The 23200-nt window shown below is 69.3% G+C and carries 21 protein-coding genes; 11 read left to right on the forward strand and 10 right to left on the reverse strand.

What is annotated here, in order from left to right; genetic code table 11:
• The first annotated feature begins 26 nt into the window (after window positions 1-26).
• Window positions 27-317: a copper-binding protein gene (locus AC07OQ_RS18595; protein ID WP_495054627.1), complete on the forward strand. Its 291-nt coding sequence runs from the start codon at window positions 27-29 to the stop codon at window positions 315-317.
• Window positions 318-479: 162 nt separating this feature from the next.
• Here the strand turns inward: AC07OQ_RS18595 and AC07OQ_RS18600 are convergent, their stop codons facing one another.
• Window positions 480-1208 (reverse strand): C40 family peptidase, encoded by a 729-nt coding sequence (locus AC07OQ_RS18600; protein ID WP_495054628.1) that lies wholly within the window; start codon window positions 1206-1208, stop codon window positions 480-482.
• 237 nt (window positions 1209-1445) lie between these two features.
• Here AC07OQ_RS18600 and AC07OQ_RS18605 point away from each other — a divergent pair, with 237 nt between their 5' ends.
• The 4 genes from AC07OQ_RS18605 to AC07OQ_RS18620 all read left to right on the forward strand — a co-directional run bounded on the left by AC07OQ_RS18605 (window position 1446) and on the right by AC07OQ_RS18620 (window position 7464).
• Window positions 1446-3332 carry a propionate--CoA ligase gene (locus AC07OQ_RS18605; RefSeq protein WP_495054629.1) on the forward strand — a complete coding sequence of 629 codons (1887 nt, stop codon included), beginning with the start codon at window positions 1446-1448 and terminating at the stop codon, window positions 3330-3332.
• Between the two features lie 107 nt (window positions 3333-3439).
• On the forward strand, window positions 3440-5428 hold the full coding sequence (locus AC07OQ_RS18610; RefSeq protein WP_495054630.1) for a M3 family metallopeptidase: 1989 nt from the start codon (window positions 3440-3442) through the stop codon (window positions 5426-5428).
• Window positions 5429-5512: 84 nt separating this feature from the next.
• Window positions 5513-6964, forward strand: coding sequence for a multidrug transporter subunit MdtD (gene mdtD / locus AC07OQ_RS18615; protein WP_495054631.1), 1452 nt, complete (start codon window positions 5513-5515; stop codon window positions 6962-6964).
• A gap of 80 nt (window positions 6965-7044) precedes the next feature.
• On the forward strand, window positions 7045-7464 hold the full coding sequence (locus AC07OQ_RS18620) for a YidB family protein (RefSeq protein WP_495054632.1): 420 nt from the start codon (window positions 7045-7047) through the stop codon (window positions 7462-7464).
• Window positions 7465-7494: 30 nt separating this feature from the next.
• Here AC07OQ_RS18620 and AC07OQ_RS18625 read toward each other — a convergent pair whose 3' ends face one another.
• From AC07OQ_RS18625 to AC07OQ_RS18640, 4 genes are all read right to left on the reverse strand, one after another.
• On the reverse strand, window positions 7495-8334 hold the full coding sequence (locus AC07OQ_RS18625; RefSeq protein ID WP_495054633.1) for an HAD family hydrolase: 840 nt from the start codon (window positions 8332-8334) through the stop codon (window positions 7495-7497).
• A 135-nt stretch (window positions 8335-8469) separates the two neighbouring features.
• Window positions 8470-10140, reverse strand: coding sequence for a PhoH family protein (locus tag AC07OQ_RS18630; RefSeq protein WP_495054634.1), 1671 nt, complete (start codon window positions 10138-10140; stop codon window positions 8470-8472).
• Between the two features lie 276 nt (window positions 10141-10416).
• Window positions 10417-10896, reverse strand: a complete 480-nt coding sequence (locus AC07OQ_RS18635) for a peroxiredoxin (RefSeq protein WP_495054635.1) — start codon at window positions 10894-10896, stop codon at window positions 10417-10419.
• A gap of 115 nt (window positions 10897-11011) precedes the next feature.
• Window positions 11012-11389 (reverse strand): Mth938-like domain-containing protein, encoded by a 378-nt coding sequence (locus AC07OQ_RS18640; RefSeq protein WP_495054636.1) that lies wholly within the window; start codon window positions 11387-11389, stop codon window positions 11012-11014.
• Window positions 11390-11484: 95 nt separating this feature from the next.
• On the opposite strand from AC07OQ_RS18640, the gene AC07OQ_RS18645 reads away from it, so the two are divergent.
• The 6 genes from AC07OQ_RS18645 to speD are packed head-to-tail and all read left to right on the forward strand — an operon-like array spanning window position 11485 to window position 17328.
• The gene (locus AC07OQ_RS18645; RefSeq protein WP_495054637.1) at window positions 11485-12711 is read left to right on the forward strand and encodes a pyridoxal phosphate-dependent aminotransferase; all 1227 of its coding nucleotides are present in this window, start codon (window positions 11485-11487) and stop codon (window positions 12709-12711) included.
• A 51-nt stretch (window positions 12712-12762) separates the two neighbouring features.
• Window positions 12763-14073 carry a homoserine dehydrogenase gene (locus AC07OQ_RS18650; protein ID WP_495054638.1) on the forward strand — a complete coding sequence of 437 codons (1311 nt, stop codon included), beginning with the start codon at window positions 12763-12765 and terminating at the stop codon, window positions 14071-14073.
• Entirely contained in the window at window positions 14070-15464 is a 1395-nt protein-coding gene (thrC, locus tag AC07OQ_RS18655) for a threonine synthase (RefSeq protein WP_495054639.1), read from the forward strand. The genes AC07OQ_RS18650 and thrC overlap by 4 nt, the downstream gene beginning before the upstream one ends.
• Window positions 15457-16689, forward strand: coding sequence for a molybdopterin molybdotransferase MoeA (locus tag AC07OQ_RS18660; RefSeq protein WP_495054640.1), 1233 nt, complete (start codon window positions 15457-15459; stop codon window positions 16687-16689). Before thrC ends, AC07OQ_RS18660 begins: the two co-directional genes overlap by 8 nt.
• Entirely contained in the window at window positions 16686-16937 is a 252-nt protein-coding gene (locus AC07OQ_RS18665) for a MoaD/ThiS family protein (protein WP_495054641.1), read from the forward strand. Before AC07OQ_RS18660 ends, AC07OQ_RS18665 begins: the two co-directional genes overlap by 4 nt.
• A gap of 16 nt (window positions 16938-16953) precedes the next feature.
• Window positions 16954-17328, forward strand: a complete 375-nt coding sequence (gene speD, locus AC07OQ_RS18670; protein WP_495054642.1) for an adenosylmethionine decarboxylase — start codon at window positions 16954-16956, stop codon at window positions 17326-17328.
• A 67-nt stretch (window positions 17329-17395) separates the two neighbouring features.
• Here the strand turns inward: speD and AC07OQ_RS18675 are convergent, their stop codons facing one another.
• The 5 genes from AC07OQ_RS18675 to AC07OQ_RS18695 all read right to left on the reverse strand — a co-directional run bounded on the left by AC07OQ_RS18675 (window position 17396) and on the right by AC07OQ_RS18695 (window position 23150).
• On the reverse strand, window positions 17396-18982 hold the full coding sequence (locus AC07OQ_RS18675) for a flavin monoamine oxidase family protein (protein WP_495054643.1): 1587 nt from the start codon (window positions 18980-18982) through the stop codon (window positions 17396-17398).
• A gap of 115 nt (window positions 18983-19097) precedes the next feature.
• Window positions 19098-20696, reverse strand: a complete 1599-nt coding sequence (locus AC07OQ_RS18680; RefSeq protein ID WP_495054644.1) for a polyamine aminopropyltransferase — start codon at window positions 20694-20696, stop codon at window positions 19098-19100.
• A gap of 43 nt (window positions 20697-20739) precedes the next feature.
• On the reverse strand, window positions 20740-21681 hold the full coding sequence (locus tag AC07OQ_RS18685) for a DUF3014 domain-containing protein (RefSeq protein WP_495054645.1): 942 nt from the start codon (window positions 21679-21681) through the stop codon (window positions 20740-20742).
• A 111-nt stretch (window positions 21682-21792) separates the two neighbouring features.
• Window positions 21793-22755 carry a PA2778 family cysteine peptidase gene (locus AC07OQ_RS18690; RefSeq protein ID WP_495054646.1) on the reverse strand — a complete coding sequence of 321 codons (963 nt, stop codon included), beginning with the start codon at window positions 22753-22755 and terminating at the stop codon, window positions 21793-21795.
• On the reverse strand, window positions 22752-23150 hold the full coding sequence (locus AC07OQ_RS18695; protein WP_495054647.1) for a PA2779 family protein: 399 nt from the start codon (window positions 23148-23150) through the stop codon (window positions 22752-22754). The genes AC07OQ_RS18690 and AC07OQ_RS18695 overlap by 4 nt, the downstream gene beginning before the upstream one ends.
• Window positions 23151-23200: the final 50 nt, after the last annotated feature.

Consider the following 23200-nt stretch of genomic DNA (forward strand, 5'->3'; position numbering starts at 1 on the left):
AGACAGTCGCCACCGCCATCCTCGCAATGCTCGTCGGCACCACCGGCGCGGCGCAAACCATGCCGATGAAGGCCTCGGCCCTCAAGGCCGCGATGCCTCTGGTCGACGCCGAAGTGCGCAAGCTCGACCCGGCCACCGGCCTCATCGTGCTGCGGCATGGCGAAATTCCGAACCTGGCGATGCCCGCGATGACGATGGGCTTCGATGTTGCCGACAAGAGGATGCTCGACGGCCTGAAGCCTGGCGACAAGGTCAAGTTCCAAGCCGAGATGGTCAAGGGCAAGGCCACCGTGACCGAACTCAAGGCGATGAAGTGACCCGCATGGGCGCGCGGGGCCTGTGGTCCCGGCCGATGTCCTGGCCGAAATCCTGGCCTAGAAGGGCGGTGACATGAACGGGCGCTCGGCGCCCGCGGCTTCCCGGGAAGGCATGCGTTGAACGGCCCCCGCCAGGCGCCTCGCACCCCGGACGGCGCCGGTTCAGTTCAGCACCGCCGCGGTGCCGCCCTCGGTCGCTGTGTTGTTCAGGTCCGCACGGCGCGCGCCGGTGAAGCGCTTGGCCCAATAGGCCTCGCGCATGTCCTCCACCCGAACCTTGCCGCCGGCGCGCGGCGAGTGGATGAACTTGCCCTCGCCGACATAGATGCCGACATGCGAGAAGGTGCGGCGCATGGTGTTGAAGAACACCAGGTCGCCGGGCTTGAGCTCGTCCTTCTTGATCGGCACCAGGCTGGAGAGCTTGGCCTGCTCGTCGGCGCGGCGCGGCAGCACCAGGCCCACGCTCATCTCGAAGATATGGCGGGTGAAGCCCGAGCAGTCGAAGCCGTTGTCGGCCGAGTTGCCGCCGCGCTTGTAGGGCACGCCCAGGAAGTTCATCGAGGCCAGCACCAGGTCCGAGGCCTTGTCGCGCATCTGGTTCAGCAAGCCTTCGTTGCCGGCCTGGCCGAGGATGCCGCGCTGCTGCAGGAAGCGGCTGACCGCGTCGCCCGCGGCCTGCTGGCCCGGCAGGGCCTGCGAGGCCGCCGCCTGTGCTGGCAGGGCGGCCGTGGGCAGCTGCTGCGCCCGTGCCGCCGTGCTGCCACCCGCGATGGCCAAAGCCAGGCCGCACGCTTGCATCAAGCGCTGCAGTCGATTCGGTCGGACGATGGGGGAGGTGGCGCGGCTGGCGTCGAACATGGTGTCGGCGCGCAGCTTAGGTGCCGGCTGCAAAGGGCGTCAAGCGATATGGACCGGGCTTGCGGGTAAGTCCGCAGGCCCCGAAGGCAGTTTCAGTACTTACCCGAATTGGAGCACAGCTTTGCTGGCAAGCCCGCTGTGCAGGGGCTTGCGCCTGCGCAAAGATGTGTCGAAGAGTATTGCCCGCGTGAACAAAGTCTCGTCGGGGTCAGGCTGTCGTCAGTGGGCCTGCCTGGAATGCGGGCCAGCACAAGAACGGAGACATGCGCCATGCCGACCCGCAACTACGCCGATTTCCACGCCCGCTCGCTGCGCGAGCGCGACGCCTTCTGGACCGAACAGGCCGCGCTGATCGACTGGCAGCGGCCCTTCGACGAGGTGTGCGACATGCGCCATCCGCCCTTCGTGCAATGGTTCGCGGGCGGGCGGACCAACCTCTGCCACAACGCGGTGGACCGCCATGCGGCCAGGCAGCCCGAGGCGCGAGCGCTGATCTGGGTGTCGAGCGAGGTCGAGCAGGAGCGCGTCTACAGCTATGCCGAACTGCAGCGCGAGGTGGAGCGCATGGCCGCGATCCTGCTGGCCCAGGGGGTGGTGCAGGGCGACCGCGTGCTGATCTACATGCCGATGATTCCCGAGGCCGCCTTCGCGATGCTGGCCTGCGCCCGCATCGGCGCCATCCATTCGGTGGTGTTCGGCGGCTTCGCCAGCGTCGCGCTGGCCAGCCGCATCGACGACGCGACGCCGAAGCTGATCGTCAGCGCCGATGCCGGCAGCCGCGCCGGCAAGGTCGTGCCCTACAAGCCGCTGTTGGACGAGGCCATCCGCCTGGCCAGGCACCGGCCCGCGCGGGTGCTGCTGGTGGACCGCGGCCTGGCCGCGCTGGAGCGGGTCGAGGGCCGCGACCTCGACTACGCCGCGCTGCGCGAGCGGCATCTGGACGCGCGGGTGCCCTGCACCTGGGTCGATGCCGCCCACCCGAGCTACACGCTCTACACCAGCGGCACCACGGGCAGACCGAAGGGCGTGCAGCGCGACACCGGCGGCTATGCGGTGGCCCTGGCCGCCAGCATGAAACTGATCTTCCAGGGCCGGCCGGGCGAGACCTATTTCTCCACCAGCGACATCGGCTGGGTGGTGGGGCACAGCTACATCGTCTACGGGCCACTGCTGGCCGGCATGGCGACGATCATGTATGAGGGCCTGCCGATCCGGCCGGACGCCGGCATCTGGTGGAGCCTGGTTGAGAAATACAGGGTCACCGCGATGTTCAGTGCGCCCACCGCGGTGCGGGTGCTGAAGAAGCATGACGAGGCCCTGCTGAAGCGCTACGACCTCTCGTCGCTGCGCGCACTGTTCCTGGCCGGCGAGCCGCTGGACGAGCCCACGGCGCGCTGGATCGCCGAGGGCATCGCCAAGCCGGTGATCGACAACTACTGGCAGACCGAGACCGGCTGGCCCATCCTGACCGTGGCCCATGGCGTGGCGCCCACACCCAGCAAGTTCGGTTCGCCGGGCCTGGCCATGTACGGCTTCGACGTCAAGCTGGTGGACGAGAACAGCGGCGAGGAACTCACCGAACCGGACCAGAAAGGCGTGCTGACCCTGGGTTATCCGCTGCCGCCGGGCTGCCTGCAAACCATCTGGGGCGACGATGCGCGCTATGTGCAGACCTACTGGTCCAGCATCCCGGGCCGCCAGCTCTATTCCACCTTCGACTGGGGCCTGCGCGATGCGGACGGCTACTACTTCATCCTCGGCCGCACCGACGACGTGATCAATGTGGCCGGCCATCGACTGGGCACGCGGGAGATCGAGGAGAGCATCGCCAGCCATCCGAATGTGGCCGAGGTCGCGGTGGTGGGCGTGGCGGATGCGCTGAAGGGCCAGGTCGCGATGGCCTTCGCGGTGTTGCGGAAGACGCCCGAGGATGCGCTGCGCGAGGAGGGCGAGATCATGCGGCGGGTGGACCGGCAGCTCGGCGCGGTGGCGCGGCCGGCCCGCGTGCGCTTTGTCACCGTGCTGCCCAAGACGCGCTCGGGCAAGCTGCTGCGCCGCGCGATCCAGGCGGTCTGCGAGGGCCGCGATCCGGGCGACCTGACGACCATCGAGGATCCCGCCGCGCTGCAGCAGATCCGCGATCTGCTCTCCTCCTGACCGCGCTTCGCGCCGCGCTGCCGGTCGTCCGTCGCAAGGCCGGGGCCGGGCGCCGGCGGCCCGGCACAATGCCGTCCGTGCCGCAGGCTGCGGCAAGGAGATCGTTGATGAGCAGCAAAAAACATGGCGTGCTGGCCGGCCTCGGCATGGGGCTGGGGCTGCTGGCGCTGGAGGCCGTGGCGCAGACCGCCTTGCCCGGCCCCGTCTTTCCCCAGTACAAGGATGCGGCGGCGATCAAGTCCGCCTGCGACAGCGGCCTGGCCAGCGCGGCCCGGCGCCTGAAGGTGCTGCAGGCGCGCAAGGTCGATGCCGGCTGGCTGGCCGCCTATGACGACTTCTATGCCTTCCAGGAAGACACGCAGTATCCGATCGAGTTCGTGCTGAACGTGCATCCGGACAAGTCGGTGCGCGACGCGGCCCAGGCCTGTTCGCTGCGCTGGGCCGATTTCTCGTCCAGCTTCAACCAGAACGAGAAGCTCTACAAGGCCCTCAAGCGCGCGCCCGTGGCCGATGCGATCGACCGCGAGCTGGTGCGCGTGGGCGCGGGCGTGTTCGAGGACGGTGGCGTGGCCCTGCCGCCCGCGCAGCGCAAGCGCGCCAAGCAGTTGGCCGACCAGACCGCCGAGCTGACCCAGAAGTTCGAGAAGAACATCCGCGACGCCGGCGTCAAGGTGGTGTTCGCCGAGGCCGAGCTGAAGGGTGTACCGGAGGGCGTGTGGAAGAAGGCGCCGCGCGATGCCGAGGGCCGGGTGGTGCTGGGCGTGGACTACCCGAGCTATGTGCCGGTGATGCAGAGCGCCGAAGCAGAGGCCACGCGCGAGCGCATGTGGCGTGCCAAGGTCAACGAGGGCGGCGAGGCCAATCTGAAGCTGCTGGCCGAGATCGAGGCCAAGCGCGGCGAATACGCCAAGCTGTTCGGCTTCGGCAACTACGTGGACTTCAACCTGCGCCGCCGCATGGCCAAGGACGGGGCCACCGCCTGGCGCTTCCTCGACGAGGTGAAGAACACCGTGATCGAGGGCGAGCGCGCCGATCTGGTGGAACTGCGCCAGGCCAAGGCCCAGCATCTGGGCAGCGCGCCCGAGGCGACCCAGGTGCAACGCTGGGACGCCAGCTTCTATGCCGAGCGCATCCGCAAGCAGCGCTTCAGCGTCGACCAGGAGGCCTTCCGTCCCTATTTCCCGCCGCAGGAGAGCCTGGCCTTCGCGATGCGCGTGATCGAGAAGATGATGGGCGTGCGCTACACCCGCGTGAGCGCCGAGCTCTGGCATCCGGAGGCGCAGGCCTATGCGGTCAGCGATGTGGCCAGCGGCAAGGCGCTGGCGACCCTGTATGTCGACCTCTACCCGCGCGAGGGCAAGTACAACCATGCCGCGGTCTGGCCGCTGCGCAGCAGCAGCACGCGCGTCAAGCGCACGCCGACGGCCGCGCTGGTGGTGAATTTCGACCGGCAAGGCCTGACCCTGGACGAGGTCGAGACCCTGCTGCACGAGTTGGGCCACGCGGTGCACAACAACCTCTCGGCCACCCGCTACGCCAGCCAGGGCGGCACGGCGGTGATGCACGACTTCGTCGAGGCGCCCTCGCAGATGCTGGAGGACTGGGTCTTCGACAAGCGGGTGCTGAAGCTGATGCAGGAGGTCTGCGCCGCCTGCAAGCCGGTGCCGGACGCGATGGTCGATCAGGCCGTGGCCGCCAAGGAGTTCGCCAAGGGCAGCTTCTATGGCCGCCAGCATCTCTACGCCAGCTATGACCTGGCGCTGTACGGCCCCGAGCGGCCCGAGCCGCTGGCCCTGTGGGCCAAGATGGAGGGCGCCACGCCGCTGGGCTATGTGCCGGGCACGATGTTCCCGGCCGGCTTCGCGCATATCGCCGGCGGCTACGGCGCGGGCTACTACGGCTACCTGTGGAGCCTGGTGCTGGCGATGGACCTGCGCACCGCCTTCAAGGCCGACAAACTGAGCCCGGAGACCGGCCGCCGCTACCGCGACATCGTGCTGGGCAATGGCGGCCAGAAGCCGGCGCCGGAGCTGGTGCGCGAGTTCCTGGGTCGCGATTCCACGCCCAAGGCCTTCTTCGACTATCTGCGCAAGTAGACGGCAGCCGCACGCGCTTCGCGCAGCGCCCGCCCGGCGAGAGCCGGGCGGGCGTTTTCGCATCGGCGCCGCGATACTTGCGCCATGCCGTCCTCTCTTGCCGAATCCGAGCGTCCCGTGCTCGACGCGGCCACACGCCGCTACCTGCCCTGGGTGGTGGCCCTGGCCTTTTTCATGCAGACCCTGGACACCACCATCCTGAATACCGCGCTGCCGGGCATGGCGGCCGACCTGGGCGAGAACCCGCTGCGCATGCAGTCGGCCGTCGTGTCGTATCTGCTGACGGTGGCGCTGCTGATCCCGGCCTCCGGCTGGATCGCCGACCGCTTCGGCACCCGCCGCGTCTTTGTCTGGGCCATCGGCCTGTTCAGCCTCGGTTCGCTGGCCTGCGCGCTCAGCACCTCGCTGGCGGTGCTGGTGGCGGCGCGGGTGCTGCAGGGCGTGGGCGGGGCGCTCTTGGTGCCGGTGGGGCGCCTGACGGTGCTGCGCGCCTTCCCGAAGGACGAGTTCCTGCCGGTGATGACCTTCATCTCGCTGCCGGGCCTGCTGGGGCCGCTGGTCGGGCCGGCGCTGGGCGGCCTGCTGACCCAGTACGCCAGCTGGCACTGGATCTTCCTGATCAATCTGCCGGTGGGCCTGGTCGGCGTGCTGGCCAGCCTGCGCTTCATGCCGCAGCTCAAGAGCAGCGCGCCGCGCGGTTTCGACTGGGGCGGCTTTGCACTGTTCAGCCTGGGTCTGATGCTGCTGTCGATGGCGCTGCAGGGCTTTGGCGAGCATGTGATCGGCACGGCGATCTGCATCGTGATGCTGGTGGCGGGCCTGGTCTGCATGATGGCCTATTGGCTGCATGCGGCGCGCGCCAGCGATCCGCTGTTCGACCGCGCGCTGTTCAGCATCCCGACCTACCGCATCGGCCTGATCGGCAATGTGTTCGCGCGCCTGGGCAGCGGCGCCACGCCCTTCCTGATGCCGATGTTCCTGCAGCTGGGCCTGGGCTTCTCGCCCAGCGTGGCCGGCCTGTCGATGATCCCGACGGTGCTGGGCGCGATGCTGACCAAGACCCTGGCCATCAAGCTGATCCGTGCGGCCGGCTACCGCCGCGTGCTGATCGTCAACACCCTGCTGCTGGGTGCGATGATCGCCAGCTTTGCGCTGGTGGACCGCCAGACCGGCCATCTCTGGCTGGCCCTGCACCTGGGGCTGTTCGGCATGGTCAACAGCCTGCAGTTCACCGCGATGAACACGCTGACCTTGGGCGACCTGGATGCGCGCACGGCCAGCAGCGGCAACAGCCTGCTGTCGGTGGTGATGCAGCTGTCGATGAGCCTGGGCGTGGCCACCTCCAGCGCCTTTTTGCTGCTGTTCTCCGGCGGCAGCGGGGTGGCCGGGCGCGGCGACGCGGCGGCCCTGGTGCCGGCCTTCCAGGCCACCTATCTGGCGATCGGCGCGATGGCGGCGCTGGCGGCCTTCATCTTCTACCAGTTGCGCCGCCACGAGGGGGCGGCCGGTGCGGGCGGCACCATGGCCGAGGATTGACACGCTTGTCCGGCGCGCGAGGGCCCACAATCGGCGGGCGGCGAGCATTGCCGCGTCACGGGAGCGCGATCATGGGTTTGATGGATTCCTTGCTGGGGGCGGCCCAGCAGGCCTTGAACGGTCAACAACAGCAGGGCGGGGTGGACTGGGTCAGCCTGATCGCCGGGCTGCTGAACAATGGCGCGGGGCAGGGCGGCATGGCCGGCGGCCTCGGCGGGCTGCTGCAGCAGCTGCAGGCAGCGGGCCTGGGCGAGCAGGCGCAATCCTGGGTGTCGACCGGGGCCAATCTGCCGGTTTCCGGCGAGCAGCTGGGCACGGCGCTGGGCGGTGATGTGTTGGAGCGCCTGGCCGGTCAGGCGGGCGTGTCGCAGGGCGAGGCCTCGGCCCAGCTGAGCCAATGGCTGCCCCAGGTGGTGGACCGGCTGACGCCCAACGGCCAGTTGCCCGAAGGTGGCAATATCGATCTGGGCGGGCTGCTGGGCCAGCTGCTGCAGCGCTGATGGCCGCGGCGCCGGCGGGCGAGGCCTGGCTCAGGCCCGCCAGTCGGCCTCGATGAAGCGCAGCACGCTGTCCTCATGGTGCGGGCCGATCACCGCATGGGCGTGCTGCTTGACATCGGCGATCGCATTGCCCACGGCGATGCCGCGATGCGCGGCCCGGAACATCGTGATGTCGTTGACCTGGTCGCCGAACACCACGACCTCGCGCTCGGCCAGGCCGTAGCGCTGGGCCAGGGTACGGATCGCCTGATCCTTGGTGGCGCGGCGGTCGTGCAGGGTCAGCCAGGGCCAGCCGGGGCGGTAGAGGTCGTCGGCCAGATGGATCTCGATGCGGTCTTCACCGACCAGGGCCTGGATCTCGGCCATCAGGGCGCGCATCGGCGCCTCGCGCTCCACCAGGATCATGGTCACGACGGGGTCGACCAGCTCGGCGCCCAGATCCTCGGTGTGGGTGAGGCGCGGATCGCCGTTCTTCTGGCGCTGCTCGACGAAGTCCAGCTGGGCCTCGTTGTGCACCGATTGCCAGAACAGCCGGTCGCCCCGAGGCCCATGGGTGGAGGCGAAGGGCATGAAGCCGCGCCTGCGCATCAGCGCGAAGATGGCCTGGGCCAAGGCCGGGTCCATCGCGTTGACCAGCTCGTGCCGGCCGCTGACCATCTCGCTGATATAGGCGCCATTGGCCGAGATCACCGGCAGCTTCAGCGGCAGGCCCTGCAGGATGCGGGCGATCGAGGAGACATGGCGGGCGCTGGCGACCGTGAAGCTCAGGCCCTGATCGAGCAGGCGGGTCAGGCCGGCACGGGTGATGGCCGACAGCTCCGCCCGCGGGTCGAGCAGGGTGCCGTCCAGATCCGATACATAGAGAGTCATTTCAGCTGCAGATGCCGCTGCGCGGCATTCTCGTCGCGATGAACGGGCCAAGCCAGGCGGCGCCCGAGGATCCGGCTTTGCCGGTCCTGCGAGCGCGCCCCCTCGAGGGGGTCGGCGCAGCCGGTAGGAGGTGGGTCACAGCACGTCCGAGGCAAAGTCCGCCAGCCGCGAGCGCTCGCCGCGCGCCAGGGTGATGTGGCCGCTGTGGGCCCAGCCCTTGAAGCGGTCGACCGCGAAGGTCAGGCCCGAGCTGCCCTCGGTCAGGTAGGGCGTGTCGATCTGCGCCAGGTTGCCCAGGCAGACGATCTTGGTGCCGGGGCCGGCGCGCGTGATCAGGGTCTTCATCTGCTTGGGCGTCAGGTTCTGCGCCTCGTCGATGATGACGAATTTGTTCAGGAAGGTGCGGCCGCGCATGAAGTTCAGGCTCTTGATCTTGATCTTGCTGCGCACCAGGTCGTTGGTGGCGGCGCGGCCCCATTCGCCGGCCGACGAGTCGCCGCGCGCCAGCACCTCCAGGTTGTCGTCCAGCGCGCCCATCCAGGGGCCCATCTTCTCTTCCTCGGTGCCCGGCAGGAAGCCAATGTCCTCGCCCACCGGCACGGTGACACGGGTGACGATGATCTCCGAGTAGCGGCGTTCGTCCAGCACCTGCGAGAGGCCGGCGGCCAGGGTCATCAGGGTCTTGCCGGTGCCGGCGGTGCCGGTCAGGGTGATGAAGTCGCAGTCGGGGTCCAGCAGCAGGTTCAGCGCGAAGTTCTGCTCGCGGTTGCGCGCGGTCACGCCCCAGACGGCATTCTTCTGGTGGCCGTAGTCCTTCAGGGTGCGCAGTACCGCGGTCTTGCCGGTGATCTCGGTGACCTTGGCATAGAGCGGCGCGGCGCCGGGCGCCTCCAGATAGACGAACTCGTTGACCAGCAGCGAGGGCACCAGGGGGCCGCTGATGCGGTAGTAGGTGGTGCCGCCCTGCTGCCAGCTTTCCATGGTCTTGCCGTGGCGATCCCAGAAGTCGGCGGGCAGGGCCTGTACGCCGGTGTAGAGCAGGTCGCTGTCTTCCAGCGTCTTGTCGTTGCGGTAGTCTTCGGCCGGCAGACCCAGCGCGCGGGCCTTGATGCGCATATTGATGTCCTTGGACACCAGCACCACCTCGCGATCCGGCTGCTGCTTTTTCAGCGCCTGCACCACGCCCAAGATCTGGTTGTCGGCCTTGCCCTGAGGCAGGCCCTGGGGCAGCGGCGTGTCGATCAACTGGGTCTGGAAGAACAGCTTGCCGCCGGCCTCGCGGTGGCCCGTGCCCTCCAATGGCAGGCCGTGGCTCATCTCCTCCAGGGTGCTGCTCTGCAGGCTGGCGGCCAGGGCATCCAGGTCGCGGCTGACCTGGCGCACATTGCGGGCGACCTCGGTCATGCCCTTCTTGTGGCCGTCCAACTCCTCGAGCGTGATCATCGGCAGGTAGATGTCATGCTCCTCGAAGCGGAACAGCGACATCGGGTCGTGCATCAGCACATTGGTGTCCAGCACGAAGAGCTTGGGCTTGCCGGCGGTACGGGGCTTGGGCGTCTTGGCCTTGGGCACCGGCTTGGCGGCGGGCGAGGGCGCCGGGCTGACCAGGGCCAGCGTGGGGCTGGCCGGCGGCACGGGCGCGGTCTCGGGCTTGCGCGTCGGGCGCGTGGCGGCCGCGGCGGGCGGCAGCGCCGGCGGCGGAGCGGTCTTCGGTTTGGGAGGGGTTTTGCTGACCGCCAGCGTGGCGGCAAAGGCGGAGGGCTCGAGGAGGCTGGCGCGCTTGGTCGGGGGCTTGGGCAGTGGCATGTGGTGTTGCGCAGCCCGTGGGGTCACGGGCTGGAGGTCAAAGGCAAAAGATAGATGCCCGGCGTGAAAAAGCAAAAAGCCGCACAGCGAGCTGAGCGGCTTTTCACTTGGGGTTCGGTTTCACGGCACCAGGGCATGGGCCCATTATGCACAAAGCCTTCGAGGGCCATGGACGGCAAGCGACACGCGGCTTGGATGCAACAAAGCCGGCGCGGCGGGGCTGCCGGGCCGGCTTTGCATGGATACTGGCAAGCTCGGAGTCCCTAGAGCCGTGGCTCAGGCAGCTTCCTTTTTCAGCGACTTGACGGCCTTCAGCACCTCGTCCACATGGCCGGCCACCTTGATGCCGCGCCATTCGGCGCGCAGCACCCCGCCGGCGTCGATCAGGAAGGTCGAGCGTTCGATGCCCTTGACCTTCTTGCCGTACATGATCTTGTTCTTGACCACGCCGAACATGTGGCAGAGTTTCTCTTCGGTGTCGGCGATCAGCTCGAAGGGCAGTTCCAGGTTCTGCTTGAACTTGTCGTGCGAGGCCATGTTGTCGCGCGACACGCCCAGCACCACGGCGCCGGCCTTCACGAAGTCCTTGTGGCGATCGCGAAACTGCATCGCTTCGGTCGTGCAACCCGGCGTGTTGTCCTTGGGGTAGAAGTACAGCACCACGGCTTGACCGAGGAAGGCTTGCGGTGTGAACTTCACGCCGCCGGTGGCAAGAGCTTCAATTTCCGGGAGAGGTTTGTTGAGCGCTGGCGTCATGTGGCGTTCTTCAGAGATTTGTGCCCGGGAGGGCATAGCCGCCAATTATACGTTGAATGCCAAGGCCCACGAAGCAGGCCCGATGTCGCCATTGAGGGGGATTGCCCCGCGCCGCTCAGGCTTTCTCGATCAGCAGCGCGGCCAACACCGCGCGGCCCTCGCTGGCCAGCACGTTATAGGTGCGGCAGGCGGCGGCCAGGTCCATGGTCTCGATGCCGATGCGGGCCTCGATCAGGCCGCGGTAGAGCGCCGGGCGGGCGAAGCGGATCCGGCCGCCGCTGCCGAACACCACCAGTTCCGGCCTGAGCGCCAGGATGCGCTCGAAATGGGCCTCGCTGAGGTCTTCGAAGCGGTTCAATGCCCAGGCCTGGACCTCGCCGCGCCAGGGCACGAGCAGGCTGTCGCCATGCTGGCGGCCGTTGACCCAGACGTTCTGGCCGTCGTGCCGGGAGATGCTGTTGCCGCCTTGCGGCTCGTCGAGTTGGAACTTCATGCTGCTGTGTACCGGTTTGCCCGGGTTTGGGGGCAAACCCTGTGTTTAAATCCCGTGTTCTTTCGCGACCTTTTGCGCCCACAGGAGTCCTAGTCTTGAAGCCCATCGCCAAGTCCAGCAAGCTGGCCAATGTCTGTTACGACATCCGCGGGCCCGTGCTCGACAAGGCGCGGCAGATGGAGGAGGAAGGGCAGAAGATCATCAAGCTGAACATCGGCAATATCGCCGCCTTCGGCCTGGAACCCCCGGACGAGATCGTCCAGGACATGATACGCAACCTGCCGGCCGCCGCCGGCTATACGGATTCCAAGGGCCTGTTCGCGCCGCGCAAGGCGGTGGTCCATTACTGCCAGGAAAAGAACATCCACGGCGTCACGGTCGACGACGTCTACCTGGGCAACGGCGCCTCCGAGCTGATCGTGATGGCGCTCAACGCGCTCTTGGACGATGGCGACGAGGTGCTGCTGCCGGCGCCCGACTACCCGCTCTACACCGCGGCGGTGGCGCTGTCGGGCGGCAACCCGGTGCACTATGTCTGCGACGAGGGCAGCGACTGGTTCCCCGACATCGCCGACATCCGGGCCAAGATCACCCCGAACACCAAGGCCATCGTCGTCATCAACCCGAACAACCCGACCGGCGCGCTCTATCCGGAGAGCCTGCTGCGGGAGATCGTCGAGATCGCGCGCCAGCACCAGCTGATCATCATGGCCGACGAGATCTACGACAAGACGCTCTACGACGGCCATCAGCACACCAGCATCGCCTCGCTGGCCGACGATGTGCTGTGCCTGACCTTCAACGGCCTGTCGAAGAACTACCGCAGCTGCGGCTACCGCGCCGGCTGGATGGTCGTCTCCGGCGAGAAGCGCCATGCCCAGGACTACATTACCGGCCTGAACATGCTGGCCTCGATGCGCCTGTGCGCCAACACGCCGGGCCAGCTGGCGATCCAGACCGCGCTGGGCGGCTATCAGAGCATCAAGGATCTGGTCGCCCCGAGCGGCCGCCTGTGCCGCCAGCGCGACCTGGCCTACGAGCTGCTGAGCCAGATCCCTGGCGTCAGCGTGGTCAAGCCGAAAGCGGCACTCTATATGTTCCCCCGCCTGGACCCCAAGATCTATCCGATCGAGGACGACCAGCAGTTCGCCTACGAGTTGCTGGCCGAGGAAAAGGTGTTGATCGTGCAAGGGACGGGCTTCAACTGGATGGCCCCCGATCACTTCCGGCTCGTGTTCCTGCCCAACTCGGATGACCTCCATGACGCGGTGGGCCGCATCGAACGCTTCCTGGCGCATTACCGCAAGCGCCACGGACGTTGATCGAGCGAGCGAGCGACGCCCCTTCTACCGAACAGAACTGAGTATCTCCAGATGAAAGCGATCAAAGTCGGCCTCTTGGGCATCGGCACCGTGGGCAGCGGCACCTTCCAGGTGCTGCGCCGCAACCAGGAAGAGATCCGCGGCCGCGCCGGCCGCGGCATCGAGATCGCTTGTGTTGCCGACCTGGACACCGAGCGCGCACTCGCAATAGTCGGCGACGCCTGCGAGGTGGTCGACGACGCGCGCAAGGTGATCGCCAACCCCGAGATCGACATCGTCGTCGAGCTGATCGGCGGCTACGGCGTGGCCAAGGCCCTGGTGCTGGAGGCGATTGCCGCCGGCAAGCATGTGGTCACGGCCAACAAGGCCCTCTTGGCCGTGCATGGCACCGAGATCTTCGCCGCGGCACATGCCAAGGGCGTGATCGTCGCCTTCGAGGCGGCGGTGGCCGGTGGCATCCCCATCATCAAGGCGCTGCGCGAGGGGCTGACCGCGAACCGCATCGAGTGGATCGCCGGCATCATCAACGGCACCACCAACTTCATCCTCTCCGAGATGCGCGCCAAGGGCCTGGACTTCGGCGTGGTGCTGAAGGAGGCGCAGCGCCTGGGCTATGCCGAGGCCGACCCGACCTTCGACATCGAGGGCGTGGACGCCGCGCACAAGGCCACCATCATGTCGGCCATCGCCTTCGGCATTCCGGTGCAGTTCGACAAGGCCCATGTCGAAGGCATCACCAGGCTGCAGGCCGCCGACATCAAGTACGCCGAGCAACTGGGCTACCGCATCAAGCTCTTGGGCATCACCCGCCGCCGTGACAATGGCATCGAGTTGCGCGTCCATCCCACGTTGATCCCGACGAATCGCCTGATCGCCAATGTCGAGGGCGCGATGAACGCCGTCGTGGTGCAGGCCGACGCGGTCGGCACGACGCTCTACTACGGCAAGGGCGCCGGCTCCGAGCCCACCGCCTCGGCCGTGGTGGCCGATCTGGTGGACATCACCCGCCTGCACACCGCCGACCCCGAGCACCGCGTGCCGCACCTGGCCTTCCGCCCCGATGCGATGAACGACACGCCGATCCTGCCGATGGACGAGGTGCAGACCGCCTTCTACCTGCGTCTGCGCGTGGCCGACCAGGCGGGCGTGCTGTCCAGGGTCACGACCATCCTGGCCGAGAACGACATCTCGATCGATGCGGTGCTGCAGCGCGAGGCCGCCGAGGGCGAGAACCAGACCGACCTGATCATCCTGACCCATGACACGGTGGAGGGCCGGATGAACAAGGCCTTGGCGCAGATGCAGGCGCTGGAAACGGTGCTGGCGCCGATCGTCAAGCTGCGCAAGGAAGAACTCGCGTGAAGTACCTGAGCACCCGCGGCGACCAGACGGAGCGCCGCTTCTGCGAGATCCTGCTGGAAGGCCTGGCGCCGGACGGCGGGCTCTACCTGCCCGTCGCCTATCCGCAGATCGACGACGCGACCTTGACGAAATGGCGCGGCCTGTCCTATGCCGACCTGGCCTTCGAGATCCTGAGCCTCTACATCGACGACATCCCGGCCGAAGACCTGCGCGCCATTGCGCGTCGCACCTACACGGCCGAGGTCTTCGGCACGCCGGAGATCACGCCGCTGAAGCCCCTGGAGCCGGACCTGGCGCTGCAGGCCCTGTCCAACGGCCCCACCTTGGCCTTCAAGGACATGGCGATGCAGCTGCTGGGCCAGCTGTTCGAGTACGAGCTGGCACGCCGCGGCGAGACGCTCAACATCCTGGGCGCCACCTCGGGCGACACCGGCAGCGCCGCCGAGTACGCGATGCGCGGCAAGGCCGGCGTCAATGTCTTCATGCTGAGCCCGAAGGGCCGCATGAGCCCCTTCCAGCAGGCGCAGATGTTCAGCCTGCAGGACGCCAACATCCACAATATCGCGCTCGAAGGCGTGTTCGACGATTGCCAGGACATCGTCAAGGCGGTCTCGAACGATCTGGACTTCAAGCGCAAGCACAGGATCGGCACGGTCAACTCGATCAACTGGGCGCGCCTCTTGGCCCAGGTGGTCTACTACTTCGCCGGCTATTTCCAGGCGACGAAGTCTAACGACCAGCAGGTCGGCTTCACCGTGCCCTCGGGCAATTTCGGCAATGTCTGCGCCGGCCATGTGGCGCGCATGATGGGCCTGCCGATCGCGCAGCTGGTGGTGGCCACCAACGAGAACGACGTGCTGGACGAGTTCTTCCGCACCGGCAGCTACCGCCCGCGCGGCACGGACCAGACGCATGAAACCTCGAGCCCCTCGATGGACATTTCCAAGGCCAGTAACTTCGAGCGCTTCGTGTTCGACCTGCTGGGCCGCGACGGTGCGCGGGTCAGGGCGCTGTTCGGTGCCGGCGGCTTTACGCTGAGCGCCGAGGAGAAGGCCCGCATCGCCGGTTTTGGTTTTGTCTCGGGCTCCAGCACCCATGCCGACCGCCTGGCGACGATCCGCCTGTGCCACCAGAAGTACGGCCGGCTGATCGACACCCACACGGCCGACGGCCTGAAGGTGGCGCTGCAGCAAAAGCGCCAGCCCGGCGTCACGATGCTGGTGCTGGAAACCGCGTTGCCGGCCAAGTTCGCCGCGACGATCCGCGAGGCGCTGGACATCGAGCCGCCGCGCCCGGCCGGGCTTGAGAACATCGAGGCCCTGCCCAAGCGGGTCACGGTGCTGCCGGCCGATGTGTCGCGCGTGAAAACCTTCATCGAAGCCCATGTCTGATCCGGCAAAGCGGCCACCGCTGCAGAGCCTCGACGAGGCGCTCGCGCGCCTGTTGGGCACGGTCGCGCCGCTGGGCCGGATCGAGACCGTCTCGACCTTCGAGGCGCTGGGGCGCGTGCTGGCGGCCGACGTGGTGTCGCAGCTCGACGTGCCACCGGCCGACAACACCGCGATGGATGGCTACGCGCTGCGCGCGGCCGATGTGTCGCAGCCCGGCACCGTGCTGCCGGTCGCGCAGCGCGTGCCGGCCGGCGTCGTCGGCGCCCAGCACCGGAGCGGCACGGCGGCGCGCATCTTCACCGGCGCGCAGATCCCGCTGGGCGCCGATGCGGTGGTGATGCAGGAGCAATGCGAGGCCGTTCCCGGTGAAGCCCTCGGCAGCGTGCGCATCAATGCCGAGGTGCAAGCCGGCCAATGGATACGCCGCCGCGGCGAGGACGTGCTGCAGGGCAGCCGGGTGCTGGCCGCCGGCCACAGGCTCGATGCCGCGGCGCTGGGCCTGGCCGCGTCGGTCGGCGCCGCTTTCCTGGATGTGGCGCGTCGCCCGCGCGTGGCCCTGTTCTCCACCGGCGACGAACTGGTGATGCCCGGCGAGCCCCTGAAGCCCGGCGCGATCTACAACAGCAACCGCTTCACCTTGCGCGGCCTGCTGCAGTCCTTAAGCTGCGAGGTGATCGACCTGGGCATCGTGCCCGACCGGCTGGACGCCACCCGCGGCGCGCTGCGCGAGGCCGCAAACCAAGCCGATCTGATCATCACCTCCGGCGGCGTCTCGGTCGGCGAGGAGGACCATCTGCGCCCGGCCGTGCAGGCCGAGGGGCGGCTGGACCTGTGGCAGATCGCGATCAAGCCCGGCAAGCCGCTGGCCTTCGGCCAGGTCGGGCCGGCCTGGTTCATCGGCCTGCCCGGCAACCCGGTGTCCAGCTTCGTGACCTTCCTGCTGCTGGTGCGTCCGCTGATCCTGCGCCTGCAGGGCGCCGCGACGCTGACGCCCAGGCGTTTCGGCCTGCGCGCCGACTTCGCCTGGCCCAAGCCGGACCGCCGCCGCGAGTTCCTGCGCGTGCGCCTCAATGAAGCCGGCGGCCTGGACCTGTTTCCCAACCAGAGCTCCGGCGTGCTGACCTCGGCCGTCTGGGGCGACGGGCTGGTGGACAACCCGCCCGGGCAGTCCATCGCCCCGGGCGATGGCGTGAGCTTCATCCCGTTTTCCGAACTGCTGTCATGACCATCACCGTGCGCTACTTCGCCGCCTTGCGCGAAGCCCTGGGCCCCAGCGAGACCCTGGCCTGGCAGCCCGATCTGAGCCTAGGCGCCCTGCGCGACCAGCTGCTGGCGCGCGGGGAGCCGCATGCCAGCGCGCTGGCGCGCGGCCGGGCGCTGCGCTGCGCGCTGAACCAGCAGCTCGCCGCCGAGTCGGCCCTGATTCCCGACGGCGCCGAGGTGGCCTTCTTCCCGCCGGTGACCGGCGGCTGAAGCGCGCCCGCCGCCGATGCAAGGCCTGCATCTGACCGCCGACCTGCGCGGCTGCGATCCGGCCCAGGCCACGATGCGGGACCCCGAGGCGCTGCGCGCCCTGTGCGTCGCGGCCGTGGCCGACGCGGGCCTGGAGGGGGTTGCCGAGCTGTTTTACCGCTTCATGCCGGCGCCGGGCCAGGACCAGTGCGGCATCACCGGCGTCGTGCTGTTGGCCGAATCGCACCTGGCCGTGCACACCTGGCCGGAACTGGGCGGCGTGACCTTGGATGTCTACGTCTGCAATCTCGGCGCCGACAACAGTGCCCGGGCCGAGGCGCTGATGGCGAGCCTGGTGCGCGCCTTTGCCCCGGCTCACGTGGCGCACCATCGGCTGCCCCGAGGGGGCTGATCCGCTCCGGGGCTTCAAAAAGGCGCTTTGCGTGTTGTTTGGTCGGCCCGGCCGTGGCACCGATCATTCAGCCCCTAAGGGGGCTTGTTGACAGCCGTTTGCGCAGCGTCGCCGCGACCTGCACGCCGCGCGTATAGGCCTCCTCGAACACCGAATAAGCGGCCAGGTCGCTGTGCGCGAAATGCAGCCGCCCCTGCGCTTCGAGCAGCGCGGCCAGGGCCGGCGAGCCGCGCAGGCCCGGCACCGGGATGCTCATCGCATGCCCCCAGCGCATCAGGTCGACGCGCTGCAGCTGCTGCGGCAGATCGGCATGCGTGGCCTGCAATTCGTCCAGCACGCGGCCGGCCCAGACCTGCCAGCTCTCGCCCAGCAAGGCCGCGCGCTGCCGGCGCGGCAGCGCGCGATAGGCGGTCAGCACCGTCGGCCCGGGATCGGGGCGCAGGCTCTGGTGCATCGCGTCCACATAGCCCAGGGCCTGGCTGCCGTAGGTCACGTTGTCCCAGGCCGCCGGTACGCCCAGGCGCGGCAGCAAGGGGCCCTTCAGCTGCAGATTGGCCACCAGCCAGGGGGCGTACTGCATCTGCCGGGCGGCGGCCTGCAGCGCCGGCGGCGGCGCGTCCAGCAGCCGCGCGCCGATGAAGAGCGGCGTGGCCAGCACCACCTGGCGCGCCACCCAGCGCTCCGGCGCGTCGGCGGCCTCGTTCCAGGCCAGCAACTCGACCCGATGGCGGCCGGGGCTGATGCGCAGCACGGTGCGGCCGGCGTGCAGGCGTTCGCCCAGCCCGGCGGCCAGGCGTGCGCTCAGCCAGGCATTGCCCTCGGGCCAGGTCAGCACGGCCTCGCGCTCGCCCTCGCCCGGCGCATTGAAAAAGCCGTGGCGGCTGGCGAAATAGTGCAGGCCGGCCCAGGCCGAGACCTCGTCGCTGCCGGCGCCATAGTCGTCGCGGCAGCAGTAGTCCAGATACCAGCGCAGCGGCGCCGCCCTCAGGCCCTCGCGGTCCAGCCAGGCGGCGAAGGTCTGGCCGTCGAGCGCCGCATGGCCGGCGCTCCAGGGCGCGCGCCGCGTCGGCAGCGCGAAGCCGAGTGTGCGGCCGGCCTCGTCCACCCGGCCTGCGAAGCGCCGGTACTGCGCCAGCGTGGCGGCGTCCTCGGCCGGCGGCAGCAGGCCCTCGTGCCACTGGCCCTGGTAGAACAACCGCTCCTGCGGGCTGTGGCAGAGATGGCGTTCGTCATAGACGGTGCGGCCCAGCTCCTGGCGCGACAGGCCCAGTTCGGCCAGCAACTCGGCCACCTCGTGGTCCTGCGGCCCGGGCAGCGGCAGGTAATGCGCGCCGAGCGGACAGGCCATGCCGCTCATCTGGTGAGCACGGCTATTGCCGCCGGCCTGGTCCTCCAGCTCCAGCAGTGCGACGTCATCAATGCCGGCCTTGTTCAGTGCGCGGGCGCAGGCCAGGCCGGCGATGCCGCCGCCGACGATCAGCACCTCGGCCCGGCGCAGCGGGCCGTCACCCGGCGCGGGCAGGGCCGCGCGCAGCCGATGGCCGCGCGCGTGGCCGGCGCCGACCCAGCCGCCTTGCAGCGGCACCGGCGCGTCGCTGCAAGCGCCGAGAAGCGTTGCCGAAGTGCCGATCAGCAGTCCGCGCCGGCTCAGCATGGGACGAAAAACCAGTCGTGACAGGAAAAGCTCGTTGATCGAGTGACGTCCGAGGATCCGGCCTTGCCGGTCCTGCGGACATGCCCCCTTGAGGAAGCGCGCAGGGGGAGGGGCATCAATGCACCTTGCCCCATTCGGCTTCGAACTCTTGAACGAGAACCTGATTCGACAAGCGGTTCACCTCGGCCGGCACCCGCGCCATGTCGGGCGGGAAGTCCAGCAGCGCGGCCATGCCGTTCGGGCTCAGGAAGCGCAGGCCCTCGGGCAGGGCGCGCGGCGGCTGCCAGGGCCGGCGGCCGGCCAGCACGAAGCCCCATTCGCCGAAGCTGGGCACATGGGCGTGGTAGGGCGTCGCCGTCAGGCCCACCGACTCGATCGTCGTCACGACGGTCCAGTAGCTGCGCCGCGCGATCAGCGGCGAAGTGGACTGCACCACCGCGAAGCCGGCGGCGCTCAGGTGCTGGTCCACGAGCTTGTAGAAGCTGGCGGTGTAGAGCTTGCCCAGCGCGAAATTGCTGGGGTCGGGGAAGTCGATGATGATGACGTCGAAACGCTCCTCGCTGCGTTCCAGCCAGCCGAAGGCATCGGCGTTGACGATCTTCAGCTTTGGCGAGGCCAGCGCGTCGGCATTCAGGCGGCGCAACAGCGGCGTGTGCGTGAAGAGCTGCGTCATCTGCGGGTCCAGCTCCACCAGGGTGATCGTCTCCACCGTCGGATAGCGCAGCAGCTCGCGCACCGCCATGCCGTCGCCGCCGCCCAGCACCAGCACCTTCCTGGGCGCGCCATGGGCGGCCATCGCGGGGTGCACCAGGGCCTCGTGGTAGCGGTACTCGTCGCGCGAATGGAACTGCAGATTGCCGTTCAGGAACAGGCGCGTGCCGGCGCGGCCGTCGGTCACGACGATGCGCTGGTAGTCGCTGTGGTGCTTGAGCACGATGTGCTCACCGTAGAAACGGTCCTCGGCCCAACTGCTCAGGCGTTCCGCCCCCAGCATGGCCGCCATCAGCAGGGCCAGGCTCAGCGCGCAGGCCAGCGCATGCGCCGGGAAGGCGCGCAGCTCGGCGCGGAACAGCCAGAGCGCCCAGATCGCCACCGCGACATTGAGGATGCCGAAGAACACGCCGGTGCGCACCAGGCCCAGCTGCGGCACCAGCAGCAGCGGGAAGGCCAGCGCCACCAGCAGGGCGCCAAGGTAGTCGAAGGTCAGCACCTGGGAGACCAGGTCCTTCAGCGCGTAGCGTTTGCTGAAGAAGCGCTTCAGGATGCGCATCACCAGCGGGATCTCCAGGCCGACCAGGGTGCCGACCAGCAGCACCAGGCCGTAGAGCAGCACGCGGAAGCCGGCCAACTGGTCGGGCGGCAGCAGGCTGTGCGCGGTGAACAGCGCGGCCGGCATCAGGCCGCCGATCAGGCCCACCAGCAGCTCGATCTTCAGGAACTGCGCCACCAGCTGGCGCTCGACATAGCGCGACAGCCAGGACCCGAGGCCCATCGCGAACAGGTAGGCGCCGATGATGGTGCTGAACTGCAGCACCGAGTCGCCCAGCAGGTAGCTGGCCAGTGCGCCCGCGGCCAGCTCGTAGACCAGGCCGCAGGCGGCGATCACGAACACGCTGGCGAGCAGCAGGACCTCCTGCGGCGCGATGCCCGGCTGGGCCGAGGCGGATGAGGGCGGGGCGGTGGCGTCGGACAGCGGCGCGGGCTCGGGCGTCATGGGGCGCAAGCCTAACAGGCGAGGCCCTGGCCTCGCGGCGGCTTCAGCGCGGGCGCTCCAGTCGCACGAGGCCGGCGCGCCAGGCCCTCAGCCGGGCCTTCAGCCGGGCGGCGTTCTGCGGTCCCATGCGCAGCAGCGTCTTCTGTCCGGTGCTCAGGGCCTCCAGCGCCGGATCGGCGAACTCGTAGCGCGGCTGCGGCGGCGTGGCCGAACGGCTCGGGCGCGGCGCGACGGGCTTCAGGCGCAGCGGGCCGGCCGGTGTGGGGGTGGCCAGCAGCTGGTCGATCACCTCGATCAGGCGGTCGTTGAAATGGCCGTCGGGGTGGCCCTGCTCGACATAGGCCTGCTGCAGCAGCGGATAGAGGCGCTGGTAGAGCCGCAGCGCCCGCGCGGTGTCGATGCGTTCGAGCCAGCGCAAAAAAGGCTGGTAGCGCCGGGCATTGGCCGCGGCGATGACGGGCGCGTCGCCATCGCGGCGCGGCTTGGCGAGGGCCAGGGTGGCCGGGGCCGGCTTCAGCAGCCACATCGAGGTGGGCGGGTCCGGCTGGCCCAGGCCGTCCACGCTGGCAACGAAGCGGCGCGCCAGCGGTTCGAGGTAAAGGTGCCTGGCCACCGGCTTGCGGCCCAGCGTGTCGCGCAGCGCCGGCCCGACCTGCTGCGGCAGCAGGGGCGGGGCCGCGGCACGCGCGGCCAGCGGATGCCGGGGCGTGGCGCCGGCGGGTTTGGCCGCGGCCGGCGCGGCGAGGGTGGGGGCCGACGCGGCGGCGGTCGTGGCATCGGGCGCCGGCAGGGGCGGTGCGGCCGGCGCGGTGTGAGCGAAGGGGGGCGTGCGCGTGACGGTGCCGGAGTCGCTGATGCCGTCGGACCGGCCGTCCACGCCCTCGACCGATGAGCCGGATCGCGAGGCGATCTGCCAGGCGATCAGGGCCGCCGCCAGTGCGAGTCCGGCCGCCGTCGCGATCGCGAGGGGGCGTGATTTCGTCATCAGCATCATCGGATCATGCTTCCGAGGTCTGGAGGATCGTCTGGCCATGCCTGGCTCGGAAAATACCACGGCGCCGGCGGCCGCGGTCCGGCGGCGAACCCTGGGACGGGTTCAGCGCGCCTCCAGCTTGCGCGCCAGTTCCTCGTAGAGCGACCGGCGCGGTCCGCCCAGCGCCAGTGCGCGTGCCACGGCGGCGCGGGCTTCGGCCGGACGGCCCTGGTCCAGCAGCACCTGGGCCAGGTTGTTCCAGGTGTCGGCGGCCTCGGGGTTGGCCTGCAGCGCGGCGCGGTAGGCGCTGGCGGCGGCCTCCAGGTCGCCCATCGCGTAGGCGCTGTTGCCGGCGCCCAGCAGCAGGGTGGGATGGGCCGGCCAGCGCGTCAGCGCCGCGGCGTAGGCCCGGCGTGCGGCCGGCGCATCGCTGCGTTCCAGCGCCGCGACGGCCGCGGCCAGCCTGTCGACCTCGGCCGTGGCCGGCAGCCGCTCGGGTGGTAGCGCCACCATGGCCCAATGGCCGCCGCGCGCCCAGGTGTTCTCGAAGGCCGTCAGCGACATTTCCAGGTGCGGCGTCAGACCCGAGTGCAGGGTCAGCAGGCCGCGCTCGCGGTCGAAGCCGATCAGCACCGCGTAATGCCAGACCGGGAAGGCCGGCAGCGCAAGGTTCTGGAAGACCAGCACCGGGTGGCCGGCCGAGACCTCCTGCAGCAGCGCCGGCAGCGTTGGCGCCAGCCGGTAGGCCGGCAGGCCGTGGCGGCGCGCGCCCGCCAACAGCTCCTGCTGCAGCGAGCCCTGCCGGCCGGGCAGGTAGACCTGGGGGGCCAGTTGCTCCGGCGTGACCGTGCCGCGGCCGGCCGCGGCCAACAGCATGGCCAGCGCGGCGGGGCCGCATTCGTACTCTTGCTGGGCGAAGAAAGGCTGTTCGGCCAGCAAGGCCCGGGACGGCAGCCCGGTGGGCCAGTCGCGGCTCAGCTGCCGGGTTTGCGGCGGCGTCGCGCAGCCGCTCAACAGGGCGGCGCCGACCAGCAGCAGCCCCGCCAGCACCAGGCCGGGGCGGCGGCGCCGGCCGTTGCGATTCACCGCACCGAGCGCGTGAACGGGAAGACCTTGGTCAGGCCCAGGATGTCGGTGACCAGCAGGATCACGAAGACGGTGAAGAGGATGCCCAGCACCTCGCCGCCGGCGGGGGCGCTGTCGACGCGGCCGGCCAACTCGGCCACCTCGCTGTCGGACATCGCATCGACGCGGGCCAGCGCGGCCTCGGCGCTGACGCCCTGGCCCACCAGGGCCTGGCGCACATCGTCGCGGGCCAGGAAGCCGTTGACGCGCTCGCGCGCCGACTCCGCGATCGGTGCGACGGCCTCGGCCGCCACCGCCTCGGTCGGCACGATCACCGCCTGCGCGCGCAGCGGCAGGCCCAGCAGGCTGCAGGAGACGATCAGGGTGGAGGTGATCAGGCGTTGGACTTTGGACATGGCAGTGGTCTCGGAAAAGGGGCGCAGTGTAGGAGCAGCGCGTTGTCGCG

It is taken from the genome of Roseateles sp. GW821-FHT09B06 (assembly GCF_059418245.1).